Here is a 16577-nt window from a genome sequence, read left to right on the forward strand (position 1 = left end):
ATGAGGAAGATCGGGACGTGATTTCCTGATCCTTCACACAGGGCCTCGGGGGTGGGTGATTTGACGTGGTTCGCGGGCGTTCCGCACGAGATTCGAGTCGCGGGCGTGAGCTTGGTGTTGGCCGAGCAGGCGATCGACGCTGCCGAACCCGGCCATCAGCGGTACGGCGACTTTGTCGGTCGCGGCGAGCGAGCGAGCCCCGATTGGGCGGCGTCTGCGCTGCTCGACCTCGTCCACATGCAGCTCCTCGAGCTGCGGCGAGTCGTCGAGAGACTTTTCGAGGACGGTCGGGCTCCCTCTGAACCCGAACACGTCCGGTCGGCGCTGCTCGAGCGCGCCGGCGCTCTGACGGAACCCGAGCGGAACTCGGCTGAGTACGACGTCTGTGCAGTGGCCGAGGGATTGGAGCTGCTCGACGCCCTGTCCTCGGACAACGGTGTTGATCACGGCTTCGCGGTCGACGGTTCGATCAGCCTGACCACCGGCCCGGTCCTGCCTCCGCTTCCGACCCTGGGGGTCAAGGGAAGCGAAAACGGCGAGCTCGAGGACGAACCCGACAAACTGCTCTCGCTTGCAGCGTCGCTGACCAGAGCCGCGGGAGCACTGTACTGGGTTCTCCCTCCCGTTGCCGGCGAACAGTCGCGCACGGAGGCCAGGGAAGCCCCTGAGTCGGCGTCACGGACCGGTGGCCGCCGGGTCTCGGGCTCGCCCACGTTCGTGGCTGCTTCGCGGCTCGACGAGTCGGTCGCCGAGCTCACGTTCGAGCAAGCCCTCGGCTTGGCTCGTCTGGTCATCCAGTGCGGTGGGGGCCCGGCGGTCGTCGGCGGGAAACGCGGTCTTCTCAGTTCGTCGACGGCCAGGCACCTGACGGCCCTCGGCCTGGTCGAGCGGGTCGAGGTGGGAACCGTGCAGGCCGTCTACGAGGCCCAGATCGCGCCGATGCGAGGTCACCCGACGGCTCCGACCATCAGAACCGTGGGGGTCCGCGACCGCGCGAAGCTCGCCGTCGCGGCAACAACCAGTGGGTCGTCCCTGGTCGGCGAAGCGCTGGCCGACCACGGCGTCGCAACCTCCGTGTCCACTGCCGTTCCTCACGCACCTCTCGACCGCCGCGAGTTCGGACAGCTCGAGCTGGACCTCGGCGCTGCGGACCCGACCGAGGACGAGGTCGCCAAGGCCGTCCGGGGTCTGATCCAGGAAGCCATGACCTACCGTGACGGGCCCGCCGTGGCAGGACTTCTGCGCCTCATCGGTCGCTTCACCAAGCTGGCGCCCTACAACGCACTGCTTCTCGATGCACAGGCGCCCGGTAGTCGCTATGTGCTTCCGGCGCACAAGTGGTTGGAGGACTGGGACCACCGGGTGAAGCCGGGGGAGCGTCCCCGCATCATCCTGAGGACGTTCGGGCCGGTGCTGCCGGTCTTCGACGTCAGTCAGGTGGAGCCGAGCGACGACTCGGTGAGCGCCCTTCCACCGGAGATTCGTGACCCTTTCGGCATGGCGCCCCTGGTGGGCGCCGATCACGCATTCGACCTCTCGGCGCGGACGGCGAGGTCAGAGGGAATCCGCATCACCCGGACCCACGACGGTTCGGGCAGCGCCGGGTCCGCGAGATCGGCGTGGGGGTCGGGCACGATGTCGGTCGCCAGGTCCGAGCGCGCCAAGCCGCACGTCGTCCCGGTGACGATCGACATCGAGATCAACCGGGATCTCGACGATGCAGCTGCGTACGCGACGTTGGCTCACGAGCTGGGACACGTGTACTGCGGCCACGTCGGGTCGCCCACACCAGACCTGTGGCCCAACCGCAATGTCTCGACGGAAGAGGCGGAGTGCGAGGCAGAGGCCGTCGCGTACATCGCCTGCTTGCGCCTCGATCCGAATGCGGTGCTGCCGCCGCATCTTCATCAGTACCTGTCGCCCGGTGAACCGGTCCCACCGATCGACCTCGAGGTCGTGACGAGGGCGGCCGGCCGCGTGATCAACCTGTACGAGTCGCCCGGTGAGGTGTGGCGTAAGCTGACTGATCGTCTGAAGAAGGCTGAGCGACGGGGTCGCTAGCTCCCCGGGTTCGCACTCGCAATGTCGTCTGTTCTGACGCAGAAGCGAAATGCTCCACCGCCGTGAGGGTTGCGGATCGAAGGGTCCTCTCGTGTCTCGAGCAGCCCAGCCTTTCGCATCCGATGGAGGTAACCGCGCACCGTGCCGGTGGAGAGACCGACCTCGGCGGCCACGTCGCTCGCCAAGCTCCACGGGTTCGCACGAACAACGTCCAGGATCCTGCTGGCAGGCGCGGACCTGAAAGCGACCGGAACTTCTCGTGCGAGGCGCTTCGCCGGCTCCGAGGGGCGTGTCCTGAAGTCAATGGGCACCCCCGAGTGCGTCGAGGGGGCGACTGTCTCAGGCGGCGACAGGTCGATGCCCAGGTCGGCGAGCTGGTCGACTCGATCACCGAGATAGCTCAGAAGTTCCTCTTGCCGCGGTTGGCCCATGACCAAGCGGTACGCGCCGAGTGTTCGCATCAGGCGAGAAAGGGCGTGCGTCTCCCTGCTCAACGGCATGACCGGTGCGTAGCGCTCGATCGCGTACTTGCCCGGCAGCACCCAGAAGGGATAGATCTCCGACTCGCCCTCGGGGCGATCGGCTGCAGCAAGCTCGAACATCGTCCGCCATGGGTCGAGGGACTCGCTGACCTCCGATCGGCCGCCATACCGGTCCGCAGCGTTCTTGCGCACTGCGTGCCCCTTGTACCGGTGAACCCGGCCCTCCCGCTGCTCCAGATCCACCGGGTTGCCGGGGAGGTTCCAATGCACGATGGCGTGGCTGTACTGGTGGAAGTCGAGACCTTCCTGGCCCACAGAGGTGGAAGCCAGGACGAATGGCCAGAACGGAGAGTTGTAGGACGCCCGCACGGCGTTCTCGCGCTGAACAGCGGCGCTGTCCTCGGCCGTCCCTCGGCCGAAGCGGACAGCAAAATGGCTGCGAAGTCCGTGGTCCTTGTCGATCTTGACTCGCTCACCGTCCGTCGTGAAGAAGTGCACGCTGCTGGTGCTGGCTCGAAGGGCAAGGGCAGCGTCCACCACCTCTGTCAGACGGTCGAGCTGTTCGTCGAGGGGCTTGTCCGTCAGACCTTCTGATTCGAGGAGCACGTGCAGGTACTCGTCGAGCACGCTCTGCAACCCGCCGTCGAGGGCGTGCTGCATGACGACCTGCCAGTAGGGGAGGTCACGGCCGCCGTCGTATCGAACGGCTGCCATGATCTCCGGCTTGTTGAAGAGCCCGCGCAAGGACCACGCCATGTCGGACGCCGCAGAGCGGACTGCTGAGTCGTCGACGTGCCCACCGAGACGGACCGCCGTCACGAGCGCGCGCAGAGCGAGCACCCCCAGCCCACCGACGGCCAGCAGGGTCAGAACGTCAACGAGATCATCGGGACGTCGGCCCAAGTCGCGCACATCGACGTCGAGAAAACTGTCGAGGTGCTCGTTGAAACGAGTTTCATTGTCTGCGGCCTCGGTGTCGTAGCTGCGACCCCACCGCAGATCCTCGTCGACAGGACGCTGCACGCGTCGTTGGTCGAGCAGACGTGGCGCGGCCCAGTACCAGCTGTCGTCGTCGACTCCTGTCTCCGAGCCGGGTGGGAGGTCTTCGAGCAGTCGCTCGACGCGCTCTCGCACCGCCCCTACGTACGACCCCCGATCCAACGGAAGGGTGTGCGCGCCACCCCGGGCGATCTCGAGCGGATCGCCCGCCTCTGCCAACGCCGCGCTCGGATAGAGAAGTCCAAGTACAGGCATCCCGGTGAGTCGACCTTCGGACTTCTGGAAGGTGAGAAGCGCTGTCGGCCGTGCCGCATCGTAGGCGCGAGCCGCTGTCGGCGTGGTGTTGGTGAGTCGACGCTCGGCTTCATAGCTCACGACGGACCCGATCGCCTTCGGTACGACCGTCCAGGACGAGAACACGAGACGCTTCGTGAAGTCCCTCAGCGCCGGTTCAGCGTACGGGCCAGCCAGCCGTACGTAGGGAAGTGACGGCGGGATCCAGGCCAGTCTCCAAGCCTCGCGACCCAAGACGTCCGCGACGAGCCCGCGCATCTTGGCGTTACCCGGGTCCAGCGGCTCATACGTCCGCAGCCCGTCCCACGACAGCCGCGGACCGCCCGCGGTCAAGGCGGCCGTCAGAGCCTGGTTGGGCGACTCGGCCGCCGTTGCGAGCCGCTTCTTGACCTGGTAGCTGTCCATGAGCTCGAAGAGGTAGGGCGCGCTGCGCCAGTACTCCAAGACGTCAGACGTGTTCAGAACGTCGCCGACTGCCGTGTCCGAGATGTAGGCGCGCACGTCGCGCTCGGCGAGCTCGACTCCGGGGAGCGTCTCGTTGCGGATCATCCCGTCACGATCGGGCGTGGCCGCCAGGCGTTCTGTCCGAACCATGACGCGCCTGAGCTCTTCCTGTACCCCATCACGGGCCGCGCGCGCAGCAGTCACATCACCGGAGAAGAGCGCGCTGCGCATCGCGGCGGAGTGTCGGGTGACCCGATCGGCACGTTCGGCCCCAGCAAGAAACCGGACCGTGTCGCGGAAGTCCTCATAGTGGTCCTCACCCTCGGGGTCGTCCGGGAGTGTGTACATCTTGAACGGTGTGGCCGAGAGGAGCAGCAGCTTCGCGTCAGCGTGGTTCCAGAGGGCATGGGCGAGCTCGGCAGTCTCGTCCTCCTCGCTCATCAGGTTCTTGAAGCGCTGGAACTCGTCGAGGATGACGAGGTCGGGCTCGAGCCGCGCCACCGAAGCGGTCGCGACGAGATGGCGAAGGCGACCGATGAGCCGGTAGCGCCGAGCGCTGACCTCGTCGGGGACCTTTGTGCCTTTGCGCAGGTAGTTGAACTCGTCCGCGCATGACGTCAGGGCGTCGACGAGCGACTCTTCGCCGTACCGCTCCCGGCGCACCATGTCCGCGAACTCGGCAGTCATCTCTTCATTGAGCGAGCTCCTGTCGTAGGCGTCGAACCAGGCGAGCTGGTCGCTGAAGCTGTCGAAAGCCGAGCCACCCTGGAAAAAGCGGATCCACCGATTCGCGCGCATCGAGCTGTCCTGCAGGCCATCACGAAGCATCCAGTACAGGAGCACCCGTTCGCCGGCTCGGCCTCCACCCGATCCCTTGAGGTTGAACGACGTGCCCGGCGTGAACGAGACGAAGTTGAGCTTCTGACCCTCGAGCCGACTGATCACCTTCGGCAACATCGTCAGACGGTCGGCGTGCTGGGTGTCGTCGGTCGCGCCGACGCGCAGCTTCTTGAGGTTCTGGCCGGCGATCTGGTTGTTCGAGCAGATGTAGACGACGTCGATGCGGTCGACCGAGTCCCACAGCGTGTCGATGGTCTTGGCCACGACTCCTCGGGCGACCAAGGTCTTGCCCAGCCCCACCTCGTCCGCCACGAGGAAGCGGCGAACGGGGTCTGCACCGAACAGTCGCTCGTGGACGTGATCGACGGTGCGCCGCTGGAAGTCCTTGAGACCGGCGAGCTCCTTCTCCATGTCGGGTCGTTGGTGAGTCGTCTTCACTGCAGCTCCTTCGCGGCGGCCCACACAGTCGTCCAGAGGGACATGAACGCCGGGGACAGGTGAGGGATCCGGCCATCGGAACCGGTGAGCTCGGTCAGGAGCGAGTCCACTCGGGCGAGCGATCCATCACGCCGAGCGGCCGCACGGATCATGGGCTCGAAGACGACGAGGTCGTCCGCTGTCACACTCGGGCCGGACCGCCCGGCATCGCCGTCGGTGACCTGGTCTCCCAGCCCAGCGACGAGCGACTCGAAGGTCGCGTCACCAAAGAGCAGCGCGAGGTACCGCAGCAGGTCCTTCTCGTTCGACAGCAGCTCGCGGAGGATCTGCCGCTGACGGTCTTCCGGCCCCCCGACCAACTCACCCTTGACCACACAGGATCGACTCACCTCAGACGGGTCGGCCAGGAGCCGCGTCTCCAGGACGACGAAGGGCGAGAGACGAGGGGCCGCTACGGCGTTCCAGGTGAGAGGGTCGCCGAGGCGCAAACCATGCCCCTCACGACCCAGCAGTCGCACCATCGTCGAGGACTGGGGCGGCGCGGCGACCTCGGGCCACTCGAGCGACACCGTGTAGGAGCCGTGGGCATCCTCGACGGCGACGAGCCGCAGCCCGGCCATGGCGAGGCGCGCGTGAAACTGCTCGAGCGCCTTCTCCGCCTCGAAGGCCGGGTCCTGCGATGGTTCGGGCGAGATGATCGCGTACGGCTGGAGGAGGCGTGTCAATCCAACCTCTCCGGTGTCGGAGCCGTCGGCGACGAGCGCGCGCGTGCCACATGAGCGGACCGGACCACGGAGCAGCAGGTTGAACTCGACGTTGCCATCGAATGCGGGCGTGGTGGCGTTGGCCGACCCGGTCAGGACATGTCCAGTTCGGCCTTCGTCCCAGACGAACGTCTTGGCGTGCAGGCCGGTGGAGAGCTCCACGTGAGCGCGGGTCCCGTCCGGGACGGCCTCGTCATCCTGGTCGAGTGTCTCGGCTGCGCGCTGGAGCACCCAGGTGGTCATGCCCGAGGGGACAGCCTGGCCGCCGACACGGTCGAACGTCTCGCCACGGGAGACCAGCCGAGCGTCCGCACCCACCCGTGGGAGGCGGCGCAGGAAACCCGCGTCGAGGAACGGGGAGATCACTACCAAGCGGTCGGCGGTCTCTGGACGCGGCGCCCTGCCAGAAGAAGCCGTACCGAGGGGGACGAGTGTGCCGTCGGAGAAGGGATCCGGCACATCGAGCCGCACCCTCGCCAGCGTGCCGGCCAGGTCGTCGATCTGTTCGCGCCGCTCGTCGTCGAGCTGTGACGTCAGCCCCGGCAGGTCACGCAGGAATGCGGCCAGCGGGTCCGTGTCGACTCCCTGTTCGTCGGCAGACTCCTCGAGCTGTACGACGGTGTCCCAGCTCCTGTCCATCGTCAGGTTGCGGCTGAGACACAGGAAGCGATGCCTGACGTCTCCCTTCGCGCCGCGGAAGCGCAGGGCCCAGATCTTCGGGTGGAAAACGCGGTCATCCCGTTGCGGCACGACCTGGACGACGGAGTCCTCGATGAAGCCGAGCATGGGCCGGTAGCGGCCGGGTACATGCACGCCGCCCGCTTGGCAGAAGACGGTCGTCCGTCCCGCGTGCCGTCGAACTGCCTCGAGCAGGGCGATGGGGTCCGGTCCAGCGTTGTCGTCCGCTCCGCCGATGACATCGTGAGCCGCCATGGCCAGAGGCGCCATGAGCAGCGACGTGAGGTTCAGCGAGTACGTCGTGGCGACCGCGAGGTCCAGGCTGAAACCCGTCGGCGGGCGTAGAGCGTCGGTCAACAGTCGACGAGTCTCCGGAGCGAGCATCAGCGGATCCTTCGAGCCGCGTAGATGTCATCGAGGTGGCGGGATGCGACACCCCACCGGTAGTCGAGTCGTGCCAGACCCGCTGCTTCGGACCAGGTCTCGAGTGCGGCAGGGTTCGCAAGTCGAGCACGTCCACCCTTGATCCGGACCTCGCGGTCTCGCACCAGGTCTCTCGCCGATGCGTCGTCGGCGACGTGACGTTGTTGCGCGCGATCGAGCCAGGCGTCGACGAACATCCTGGTCGCGACTCGCAAGCGCGGGTTGAGTCGCGTCAGGGTTGACCACAGGTGTGTGCAATCCCATCCGTCGAACACCTGCTCCGAGCGGATCTCGTCCTCCCAGTCATCGAGGTACTCCCGAAAGGCATCCACGAGCTGGGCGTCACCGCGCTTCTCAGCCACGAGCAGGTTGTAGAGGAGTGCTGATCCGAAGATGGCGTGGTGAAAGCGGCGCGCGTGGTCCACGAGGTGCCGTGCGTGCTCCGGGAATTGCGCGGCGGCCGGGTGCTGCCACACGTAGTCGATCGAGACGTCGTCCTCGTGTAGGGCGAGCCAGGCCAGGAGCGAGGTCGGGCAAGCCGCGGCGATGCGGTCCGTCAGGTACGCCGCATCCTCCGGTCGGAGATCGAAGCTGCTCTCCCTCAACAGTCCGTCCGGGGCCGGAGGAAGAGCGCGGTCGAGGCCGTTCTGAGTGGCCTCGTGCCCGATCTCGTCTGGGTCCTGGCTGGTGATCAGCGCGCGTGCGGAACCGGACCGAAGGTGCGCCGAGATGCTGAGGTCCCACGTGCGCAACCCGAATCGGCCCATGCCGGCCCAATACGCCTCACTGGGCATGCGCTTCAACCGGTGGCGGGCACGGTTCCCGATGACGCCAGCCAGCTCGCCACCGTTGAGCAGGGCGGTGATGAGGCGGACCTCGTCGGCGCGGAGGCGAGCGACGGCGTCATCGCCGGTGAGGCCCTGACGCATGACATCCCGCATCAACCAGCCGGTGAAGAGGAAGTAGCGGGCACGGGTCTGCAGGACAGAGGTACCGGGGAACAGCTCGTTGGCGAAGGTGTCGCGGATGGTGCCGATCCCCAGCTCGTCGACCGTCGAGTCCTCCTTGAAGAGCTCGAGCAGCTCGTTCATCTGTCGTTGCTGGGCGTCGTCGTTGTCCAGCCAGGCGAAGGCTGAGGTCATCTCGGGTTCCTCATGAGGGCACCTCGATGAGATCGATGTCGGCCTGGCGATACTTTTCGTCTCCCCAGACCCCAGCACGCTCGAGTGCCATGAGGCGGTAGTTCTCGGTCGCGGTCACGCACACCACCTCTTTGAGGCGGTGCAGCTCATCCACCCATTGCGCGACCGTGTCGAGCACGCGCAGCTGGGACTCGGCAAGACCCCAGACGTGGTCCGCGTGGAGTGCGTCCGGCGACCCGTTCCTCGGCCGGTCGGCCCCGTAGGTGTCCAGAACGCGTTGGGCCTCGACGGATCTGCGCGGCGCCTTCTCGGCCCCTCGCGTGTTGAGTCGACGGAGCTCGTGGCGCAGCACCCGCAGGACGTCGGCTGCTTCACACTCGTCGGCGCGGACGGCGGCGGCCAGCACGTGGGCGAGCCGTGCCGCCCGCAGCTCTTTCGCTGTGGGCGGGTCGGGGAGTGGTGTCGTCACGGGGGAGTGCTCCTGTCGAAATGTCGTGGGCTGTTCAAGTGACCGCGAGGCTTTCAATGGTGCGAAGCGCGAAGGCCGGTCGAGACGAACATCAGGTCGATTCCGCTGACCCATCCGCCGCTGTGATCGTCGATGATGCGCCGGTAGGCGTCGATCTGAGGACGGTAGAGCAGGCGTATGGCCGCCACGCCCGGCCCTCCTTGCGTCAGGCCCTCTGCCAGCCGGCGGCGAGCCACGATGCCGGCAATGTTGTTCGGGACGATCACGGTGGCACGAGCCACCGGGTGTGTCGCCTTCGCCTTGGACACGACATCACGGAGTGCCTCGACGCCCTCGCTGCCGTAGCCGACCCACTGCACCTGAATCAATCTTCGCCCCCCTGGTCGTCTGCGCAGCACGCTACGTCGGTTGTTCAGGCCACGCCGCCGGTACGGAGAGCGAAGTCACGGGCCGTGTTGCCGCCCGCTGCACGCATCCGCTCGACGGCCTGGACGAGGTGGCGGGGGACGAACGGTGCCGCGAGCAGGTCGTGCTCGACCACGAGCAGCCCGTGGTCGGTCACGAAGCGCAATCCCACCGTGTCGCGATTGAGCAGGCCCACCTCGCGCTGGGCGGCACGCTGTGATCGGATGCCGTGGACGAGCACACAGAACAGACGGACGGTCGGCTCGTGGTCCATCACCCGGACGTAAGCCGCACGGTGGCCCACCGCGAACGGCACGTCGCCGTCCTCGTCGAGTTCGGTGTTCTCGCCGGCAGTCGCCATGGTGCGTCGCACGAGCTCCACCAGCTCGAACGCACTGCCCACAGGGTGGGCAAGATCCAGGTCCACCGGGTCGAGGTCACTGGCCGGGATGGGAGGGGGCGTCGGCGCAAGCCCCTCCGGTCCGGGCGGCATACCGGCGAGGAGGAGCGGGTGGACCACGCCGAAGCCCTCGCGGAGCACACGGACGATTGTCCTGGCAATGTGCTGGCAATCCGTGGCATTCGCGTAGAGGAACCAGATGGACGCGTCGTCCGCGGAGTCTTCACTCGGGGGGAAGAAACCCAGCCCGGTGAAGAACCGGTGGCCTTCCGCACCACCACGGAACTCCGGCGCAAGGAAAGCGTCACTGCTCGCCTCGAGCCGGAAGGCAGAGCCCTCGGCCAAGGACAGGACCTGCACGTAGGGGAGGGCGCCATCCGTGGGCTCATCACCCTGGGTCTGGACGAGGATGCTCTGCCCGTCCTCCAGGCACTCCAACCGGCGCAGCAGCTGCCCCTCGTACTGGCTCCACGCCTCCTCGATCGACCGCTCCAGGTCGACCCCCGACTGCTCGTTCCGCCCCATGAACGCCCCCCTCTTCCTTCGTCCTCGGCTGCGACCACAGCGTGCCCGAAGGGTCCAACACGCTCGCGGCGAACCCCGAGGTGCGGGGGTCGGTGGGGTGGAGAAGGTGGAGGGCCTGCTGACCGCGCTGGGACACCTCCCTGGTCCGCCGGCTCCATGAGGGGATCGGCGCATCGCGAAGAGCTTTGCCCACGAACCTGTCTCGTGTGTTGTGGGTGGCCGATAACCTCCGGCCCATGAGTGACGAGCTGGTCTACGGGGCCTCCCGGTACGGGTACACGACGATCGTGCCGCGCCTTACCCTCGAGGAGACGACGGCGCAGATCGAAGCCGCCCTGGCGGCCGCCACCTATGGCGACGCACGAGCGGTCGGTGCTCCGGTCGACGACGACGAGATCGCCGACGACGTGGCCTACGACGTTCGCGAGCTGGGGCAGGTTGCGGACGGTGACTGGCCGCCGAACGCCGGGATGGTCGCGCTGGAGACCCTGCCGCCCACGCTCGTGGCTCTCCTGCACCTGGGGCACAGCATGGTCGGCCAGGAGTGGGTGGAGCTCCCCGACGAAGATGTGGCCCGCGTCGTCGTGGAGGCACGCTCGATGGGGTACCTCGTGCGGCGGGATGACGAGCTGATCGGCTCGTTCGACTCGCTGCTGGATCTGTGCGTCCTCCCCGATGGATGTCGACGAGGGAGACTCCCCGTGCCCGAGCTGCGGTGGTGAAGCAGTGCTGAACATCGCCTACGGGGACCCGGTGCGACCGCCCGGTCCCGGAATAGTGCTCGGTGGATGCGTGGTGGGAGACGACATGAAGAAGCGGCAGTGCAACAGGTGCGGGCATCGGTGGGGCAACGTCGACCGGGTGCCCGTCGACCTCGACGAGGCCAGGCGGCTCTCGTGACCGCCCGACTGAGGCCGGTGCAGCCCGTCTTCGCGACCGCGTCCGAGGGCGAGGCGTGGAAGAAGCTGGTCGAGCAGGCTCCGGACGAATGGACGATCCTGGCCAACGTCCGGCTCACCGACGAGAAGAAGGACTGGGAGTTCGACCTCGTCGTCCTCATGCCGGACGTCGGCGTGATCGTGGGCGAGGTCAAGGGCGGAAACGTGACCATCGCCGACGGCGAGTGGCGGACCGCGACCTCCCGAGAGGGCACCCGGGTCATCCATCCTGTCGACCAGGCGCGCGACGGCAAGCACGCACTATGGGCGTACGTGAGGAGCGACCCCAGATGGAAGGGGTCCAGTCGGACCCGGGTCAGGTTCGGGCACACCGTGATCACGCCGCGGACCAGCATCCACGAGGACTTCGCGACGCCGGACTGCCCGCGGTGGATGATCCACGGCAAGAACGACCTCGGTGATTTGGCGGGTCGACTCTGGGACATCGCGGCCAAGCAGGAGTCAGGGTTTCGCGCGCCGAGCGCGGACGACTGCGACCTCATCGCCGAGATCCTCCTCGGCCGTAACCTGTCCCAGCGCACGCTGCTGGCCGAGGCCGACGAGCGGGAGAGCCGCGCCGACCGGCTCACCCTCGAGCAGTCGGCCATCCTCGGGGCGACCCGGCTCATCTCGCGCCTCGAGGTGCGCGGGGGAGCGGGCAGCGGCAAGACGGTGCTCGCGACGACCCAGGCCAAGGAGCTGACCCGCGGAGGGAACGGTCGGCCGGCGCAGCGCGTGGCCCTGCTGTGCTACTCGCTCGGGCTCGCGAGCCGGTTCCGCCGGCTCATGGAGACGGTCGACCGCAAGCACCGCCCGGCCTTCTGCGGTACCTTCGAGGACCTGGCGCGGTACGTGGGCGTCGAGGAGTTCGGCGGTCGCGACGAGCCGGACTTCTGGGAGGAGCGGCTCCCGCAGCAGATGCTTGAGCTCGCGTCGTCGTTGCCGGACGGCAAGAAGTTCGACGCGGTCGTCGTCGACGAGGCGCAGGATTTCGCCGACCTGTGGTGGGCGCCGATCATGCGCAGCCTCCGGGACGAGGAAACCGGCGGTCTGTACGTCTACAGCGACGAGAACCAGCGGGTCTTCCAGCGGTTCGGGGCGCCGCCGGTCCCGCTCGTGCCGATCGTCCTCGACCACAACCTGCGGAACACGCGGCAGATCGCCGAGACCTTCGGCCCGCTGGCGCCGATGCGGATGCGGTCTCGTGGTGGTGACGGACCCGAGGTGACGTTCATCCCCAGCGGGCTGGACGACGCCCTCGACGTGGCGGACGACGCCGTCGAGGCGCTGCTGCAGGACTGGCGGCCGGAGGACGTCGCTCTGCTCACCACCGGTGCGCGCCACGACGAGCAGGTGGCGCGGCAGGAGATGCTCGGGCAGGCCGGGTACTGGGACACGTTCTGGGACACCGACCAGGTGTTCTACGGGCACGTCCTCGGCTTCAAGGGGCTCGAGCGGCGATGTGTCGTGCTGTGCGCCAACGAGGCGTCCGTCAAGGACCGGTCTCGTGAGCGGTTGTACGTCGGCCTGTCACGGGCAACGGACAAGCTCGTGGTCGTCGGACCGCCGGACGTGATTCGCGACATCGGTGGTCCGGAAGTGGCGAGACGGCTGGGACTGGGGGTTACCGTGACCACGACCGACAGGGGGACATCATGACGACGACCGACGACCGCTTCCGCGCGGTGCCCGACGGCTGGCTCGAAGCGCCGGAGAGCCTCAAGGACCAGGCGCTCGCCAAGGCCAAGAAGGTTCTCGAGGCGCCGCAGGCGGTCGAGGACGTCGCGCTCCACTACGACCGCTCGTCGAACTATGCCGGGGCGACCTTCCTCGACCTCGACCCGGTCGACCCGTACGCCATCACCAGCGGGGACCTCCTGTCGCTGACCCTCCTCGGGGTGCAGGCCGAGCCGCAGGCCGTGCGTCGTCTGCTCGAGATGACGGCCACGAACCGTGAGATCCGCGTGCTGCTCACGGAGGAGCACCTGCCACTGGACGCCGACCTCATGGTCGCCGACAACGACACGCTCCTCGCGATGGCCTCCCTGCACGAGGCCCTGAAGCGGGCGCTGTCCCTGGACGCGACCCAGAAGAAGAACCCGTGGGTGACGGCCTCGAAACTGAGCGCCCGCAAGCGCCCCGACCTCTTCCCGGTACGCGACTCCGTGGTGTGCGAGGTGCTCGGGTTGAGTGGCCCGAAGCAGGACTAGCAGGTGGACTGGAAGGTCTACCGGCACATCATCCAGGACGACGAGGCCCGCGGACGCCTGGACGAGATCATCGATGAGGTGCAGCAGCGGGAGGACGTCAACGTCGGACACGTCAACCGCCGGCTACGGCACCTCGATGTCGCTCTCTGGATGCACGGCCGGAGGATCAAGAAGACCAGGTCCGACACCGGCTCCGGTCAGACGGCCTGATCCGCGGTTCCGTCGGCCGACCAGAGCTCCCACCCTTCGCCCGGATCGCCGTCGGCCAGCTCGAGATACACCGCCGCCAGGTCTCCCAGGTCGTGGAAGACAGCCGCGCTCAGGTAGCCCGCCGCATCGTCCAACGCGCCCGACACCGCGTCGGCCCGAGGCCGAACTCTTCGGCGTCGCGGATCATCTCCTCGTTGCTCGCGCCTCGACGGCGCCAGGCATCCGCCAGGCGGTCGTCATGTCCTACAGCCATGGGAACGGTGCCCCAGCTCGTCGTCAGCCCGGACGCGGATGGCCTCGGCATCCAGACTGCTGTGCACGGGGCTTCGCTCCGGATCGATCAGGTGCAGGGCCACCAGATCGCGTGCGATGGCGTGGTCGAACATGCTCGATCCCCGTGCGCACGTCTCGCACCAGGCGAAGTACTGGCAGGACGCTCGATCGGCGCCGTAGCCCATGGCGACAGTGGCCAGGTGCTGTCCGCTGCCGCCTGACCTCACCACGGCCAGCCCCTGCGGTCCATCTCGGAGGTGACGTGCGCCAGCGACTCACGCAGCCAGTCGGCCGGACCCACCCGCTTCTCGGCGTGCAGGTCCCAGGACAGCTGACCGTGCAGGTCGCGGAGGTCCCGGTCCGACAGTCGCTCGACGGCAGTGCGGACGTCGTCGCCGGCCAGGGACACCACGCCATCGGGGCGTGCTCGAGACGATCGCGTCGGACCGTTCCAGACGTCGACCGCCATCGCCACGGCTTCTCCCCGGCGTACCGCAGCGGCCGCGTAGGAACTGGCCATGGTCGCGTCGCCTCGCTCGACCTCGCGCCGTAGCCACTCGACGGTCCGGACGAGGTCGTCCACGAGCGGCAGCAACGCTTCCGGTGGCGGGAGAGGGTGGTTCCGGGTCATGCCGTCCACTGATGCCTCCACATACCGGCGACGAAGGAACGTCGGGACGGGTAGCCGGCGGCGAGCAGCTCGGCGTTGACGCGGTGCCCCGCACGGACGTTCGCGCTGTGCACGTAGATGCGCCCGACCGGAAGGGGTTCGCCGGCGGCGGCCCGCGCCACGAGGTGGTCGACGACCGGCTGCACGGTGTCGTCACCGACGAGGTCGTGGTCGAGCCAGAGCTCGTCGACGAAGCGGCCGTCCAGGGCTCGGAGCAACGACAGCGCCTCGGCCGAGGTCCGGGCGAGGAGCGCCTCGCGGCCGTCGCGGAAGACGCGCACGTCGTCGACGAGGACGCGCAGCACCGAGCCGCTCATCGGCCGCCCCCAGCGGTCTGCCAGGCGTCGGGGGAGTGGCCCCGGCGGGTCAGCGCTCGACGCCCTTCCGCCAGATGCTTCGAGCGCCACCACCGTCCGCGCGCCGTGGGGTGGTGCCGCATCTCGTGGTCGAGGAAGCGGAGGTGCTCGACGAGATCGCTTGTGGGCAGCGCGTCGAGTGCGTCAGCCGTCCATCCGGTCGGCAGCTGGGCGGGGTGGTGGGGGTTGCCGGAAACGGGCACGGTGGCTCCTCGGGGTCACACGGACCCCTCGGCCTGACCGTGGAGATCCGCTGTTGTCATCGGATGACCAGCTCGTCACCTGGGGCACCCCCGCGGGAGGGGTTGCCGGACAGCAAGCCAGGGCTTGTCGCTGCCTCTCGTGAGCTGTGACCAGCATAGCGGTGAGGTGCGACACCAGGTCAGAGTCCGGGCACGCACTCGCCGTTGCCGAGCATCGAGAGGGCGTAGCGGTCCCCGACACCGAAGCTCGTCTGTCCGGAGTTCTCCGCGTGCATCAGCTCACGGGAGCTCGGGACATGGGCCGCACCGAGGACGTGCGCGAGCTCGTGCATCACCACGGCCTGGACGCCGCGTGAACCCTCCACGGTCGACAGGTCGGGAGCGAGTGCCTCGGTGTCGAGCCACACGCTCCCGCTCACGTAGGTGAGGCGACCGTGGGTGTCGCGCACCGGTCGTCCGCCGCCGAGTCCCGCGGTGTTGCCCGCCAGCTCCGGCTCCTCACGAGCATCGCTCCAGGCGATGAGGACCGGTGCCCAGCGCTCTCCGTAACGCTGCGGTTGGTAGAGCGCCCGGTCCTTCGTGGGCGCCTCATCGGTCAGCCCGTCGTCGACGAAACGGAGGCCGGTGGCCCGGGACACCTCGGACACTGCGGCACTGATGACTTTGCGTCCCCGCGGCCCCACTCGGTCCCGGACGACGTAGTGGATCGGACGGCACGGGTCGAAGGTGATGGGCGCGGCGCTGTCGTCCTGTGTCGCGAGGAACGCGAAGCGGTCGGAGCGCGGGATGTCGGTGAGGGCGACCGCCGGCAGCTGACGGCTGCTCGAGCCCGAACTCGGCGGATGCTGCTCTCCGGCCGCGATGCGCGCCGACGTGAAATTGCTGCTCCACTCGCCGGCGTGTGGCGCGGCGAACCATCCGCCGGCCAGGACGCACACGGCGAGGAGTGCGCTGCCGCGCTTGTGGCGCTGCCACCACGGGACTGTGGCGAGCGGCTGCGGCAGCGACGGCTGCCAGGCTCTCGGATCGTGGCGGGAGGACCGACCGTCCGGCCAGAGCACCTGCTCCGGGTCAGGGTTGCGAAGGTCGAGTCGGTCCAGCTCCTCGAGCCGACGCAGCATCTCGCGCTGTCGACGACCTGGTCCACCTGAGAGCGCGTCGATGCGCGCGCGAAGTCCCCCGTTCGGCACCCCGACAACCTAGGAGCAGGCGGATGCACGTTCGCGCCCGTCCGGCGCGAGACCGGCCGAACGGCTGAATCTGTCCTGCGCACTGGACCCTGTCGGACCAGCCCTCTAGCGTTCCGTCGGGTAGTCACAGCGATGGGGGATGACGGTGGGGACCTTTCCGTTC

General features: G+C 68.0%; 16 protein-coding genes and 1 riboswitch. Of the genes, 5 read left to right on the forward strand and 11 right to left on the reverse strand.

The window, feature by feature from the left end; all coding sequences use genetic code 11:
• Positions 1-105: 105 nt before the first annotated feature.
• Positions 106-2061, forward strand: a complete 1956-nt coding sequence (locus J3473_RS00410) for an ImmA/IrrE family metallo-endopeptidase (RefSeq protein WP_207021456.1) — start codon at positions 106-108, stop codon at positions 2059-2061.
• On the opposite strand, the gene J3473_RS00415 is transcribed toward J3473_RS00410, so the two are convergent.
• The 6 genes from J3473_RS00415 to J3473_RS00440 are packed head-to-tail and all read right to left on the reverse strand — an operon-like array spanning position 2058 to position 10364.
• Positions 2058-5531, reverse strand: a complete 3474-nt coding sequence (locus J3473_RS00415) for a helicase-related protein (protein ID WP_207021457.1) — start codon at positions 5529-5531, stop codon at positions 2058-2060. The genes J3473_RS00410 and J3473_RS00415 overlap by 4 nt on opposite strands.
• Positions 5532-5554: 23 nt before the next feature.
• A complete protein-coding gene (locus J3473_RS00420; protein WP_207021458.1) occupies positions 5555-7384 on the reverse strand; it encodes a phospholipase D family protein in 1830 nt (609 codons plus the stop codon).
• Complete coding sequence (locus tag J3473_RS00425; protein ID WP_207021459.1) at positions 7384-8565, reverse strand: DUF6361 family protein; 1182 nt, start codon at positions 8563-8565, stop codon at positions 7384-7386. The genes J3473_RS00420 and J3473_RS00425 overlap by 1 nt, the downstream gene beginning before the upstream one ends.
• 10 nt (positions 8566-8575) lie before the next feature.
• Complete coding sequence (locus J3473_RS00430; protein WP_207021460.1) at positions 8576-9034, reverse strand: hypothetical protein; 459 nt, start codon at positions 9032-9034, stop codon at positions 8576-8578.
• 53 nt (positions 9035-9087) lie between these two features.
• A complete protein-coding gene (locus J3473_RS00435) occupies positions 9088-9393 on the reverse strand; it encodes a hypothetical protein (RefSeq protein ID WP_207021461.1) in 306 nt (101 codons plus the stop codon).
• A gap of 53 nt (positions 9394-9446) precedes the next feature.
• Complete coding sequence (locus J3473_RS00440) at positions 9447-10364, reverse strand: hypothetical protein (protein WP_207021462.1); 918 nt, start codon at positions 10362-10364, stop codon at positions 9447-9449.
• 236 nt (positions 10365-10600) lie between these two features.
• On the opposite strand from J3473_RS00440, the gene J3473_RS00445 reads away from it, so the two are divergent.
• The 4 genes from J3473_RS00445 (at position 10601) to J3473_RS00460 (ending at position 13722) form a co-directional block, all read left to right on the forward strand.
• Positions 10601-11086: a hypothetical protein gene (locus J3473_RS00445; RefSeq protein ID WP_207021463.1), complete on the forward strand. Its 486-nt coding sequence runs from the start codon at positions 10601-10603 to the stop codon at positions 11084-11086.
• Positions 11087-11260: 174 nt separating this feature from the next.
• Positions 11261-12961, forward strand: coding sequence for a nuclease-related domain-containing DEAD/DEAH box helicase (locus tag J3473_RS00450; RefSeq protein WP_242525594.1), 1701 nt, complete (start codon positions 11261-11263; stop codon positions 12959-12961).
• Entirely contained in the window at positions 12958-13512 is a 555-nt protein-coding gene (locus tag J3473_RS00455) for a DUF6308 family protein (RefSeq protein ID WP_207021465.1), read from the forward strand. The genes J3473_RS00450 and J3473_RS00455 overlap by 4 nt, the downstream gene beginning before the upstream one ends.
• A 3-nt stretch (positions 13513-13515) precedes the next feature.
• Entirely contained in the window at positions 13516-13722 is a 207-nt protein-coding gene (locus J3473_RS00460; RefSeq protein ID WP_207021466.1) for a hypothetical protein, read from the forward strand.
• Here J3473_RS00460 and J3473_RS00465 read toward each other — a convergent pair.
• The 5 genes from J3473_RS00465 to J3473_RS00485 all read right to left on the reverse strand — a co-directional run bounded on the left by J3473_RS00465 (position 13710) and on the right by J3473_RS00485 (position 16345).
• Entirely contained in the window at positions 13710-13868 is a 159-nt protein-coding gene (locus J3473_RS00465) for a hypothetical protein (RefSeq protein WP_207021467.1), read from the reverse strand. The genes J3473_RS00460 and J3473_RS00465 overlap by 13 nt on opposite strands.
• A gap of 90 nt (positions 13869-13958) precedes the next feature.
• Complete coding sequence (locus J3473_RS00470) at positions 13959-14108, reverse strand: hypothetical protein (RefSeq protein WP_207021468.1); 150 nt, start codon at positions 14106-14108, stop codon at positions 13959-13961.
• Positions 14109-14218: 110 nt separating this feature from the next.
• Positions 14219-14635: a hypothetical protein gene (locus tag J3473_RS00475; protein WP_207021469.1), complete on the reverse strand. Its 417-nt coding sequence runs from the start codon at positions 14633-14635 to the stop codon at positions 14219-14221.
• Positions 14623-14982, reverse strand: coding sequence for a cyclic-phosphate processing receiver domain-containing protein (locus tag J3473_RS00480; RefSeq protein ID WP_207021470.1), 360 nt, complete (start codon positions 14980-14982; stop codon positions 14623-14625). Before J3473_RS00480 ends, J3473_RS00475 begins: the two co-directional genes overlap by 13 nt.
• Positions 14983-15268: 286 nt before the next feature.
• A riboswitch (SAM riboswitch) is annotated at positions 15269-15369 on the reverse strand.
• 34 nt (positions 15370-15403) lie between these two features.
• On the reverse strand, positions 15404-16345 hold the full coding sequence (locus tag J3473_RS00485; protein WP_207021471.1) for a hypothetical protein: 942 nt from the start codon (positions 16343-16345) through the stop codon (positions 15404-15406).
• Positions 16346-16577 lie beyond the last annotated feature (232 nt).

The sequence above is a fragment of the Phycicoccus sp. DTK01 genome, from assembly GCF_017312765.1.
GTDB lineage: Bacteria > Actinomycetota > Actinomycetes > Actinomycetales > Dermatophilaceae > Phycicoccus > Phycicoccus jejuensis.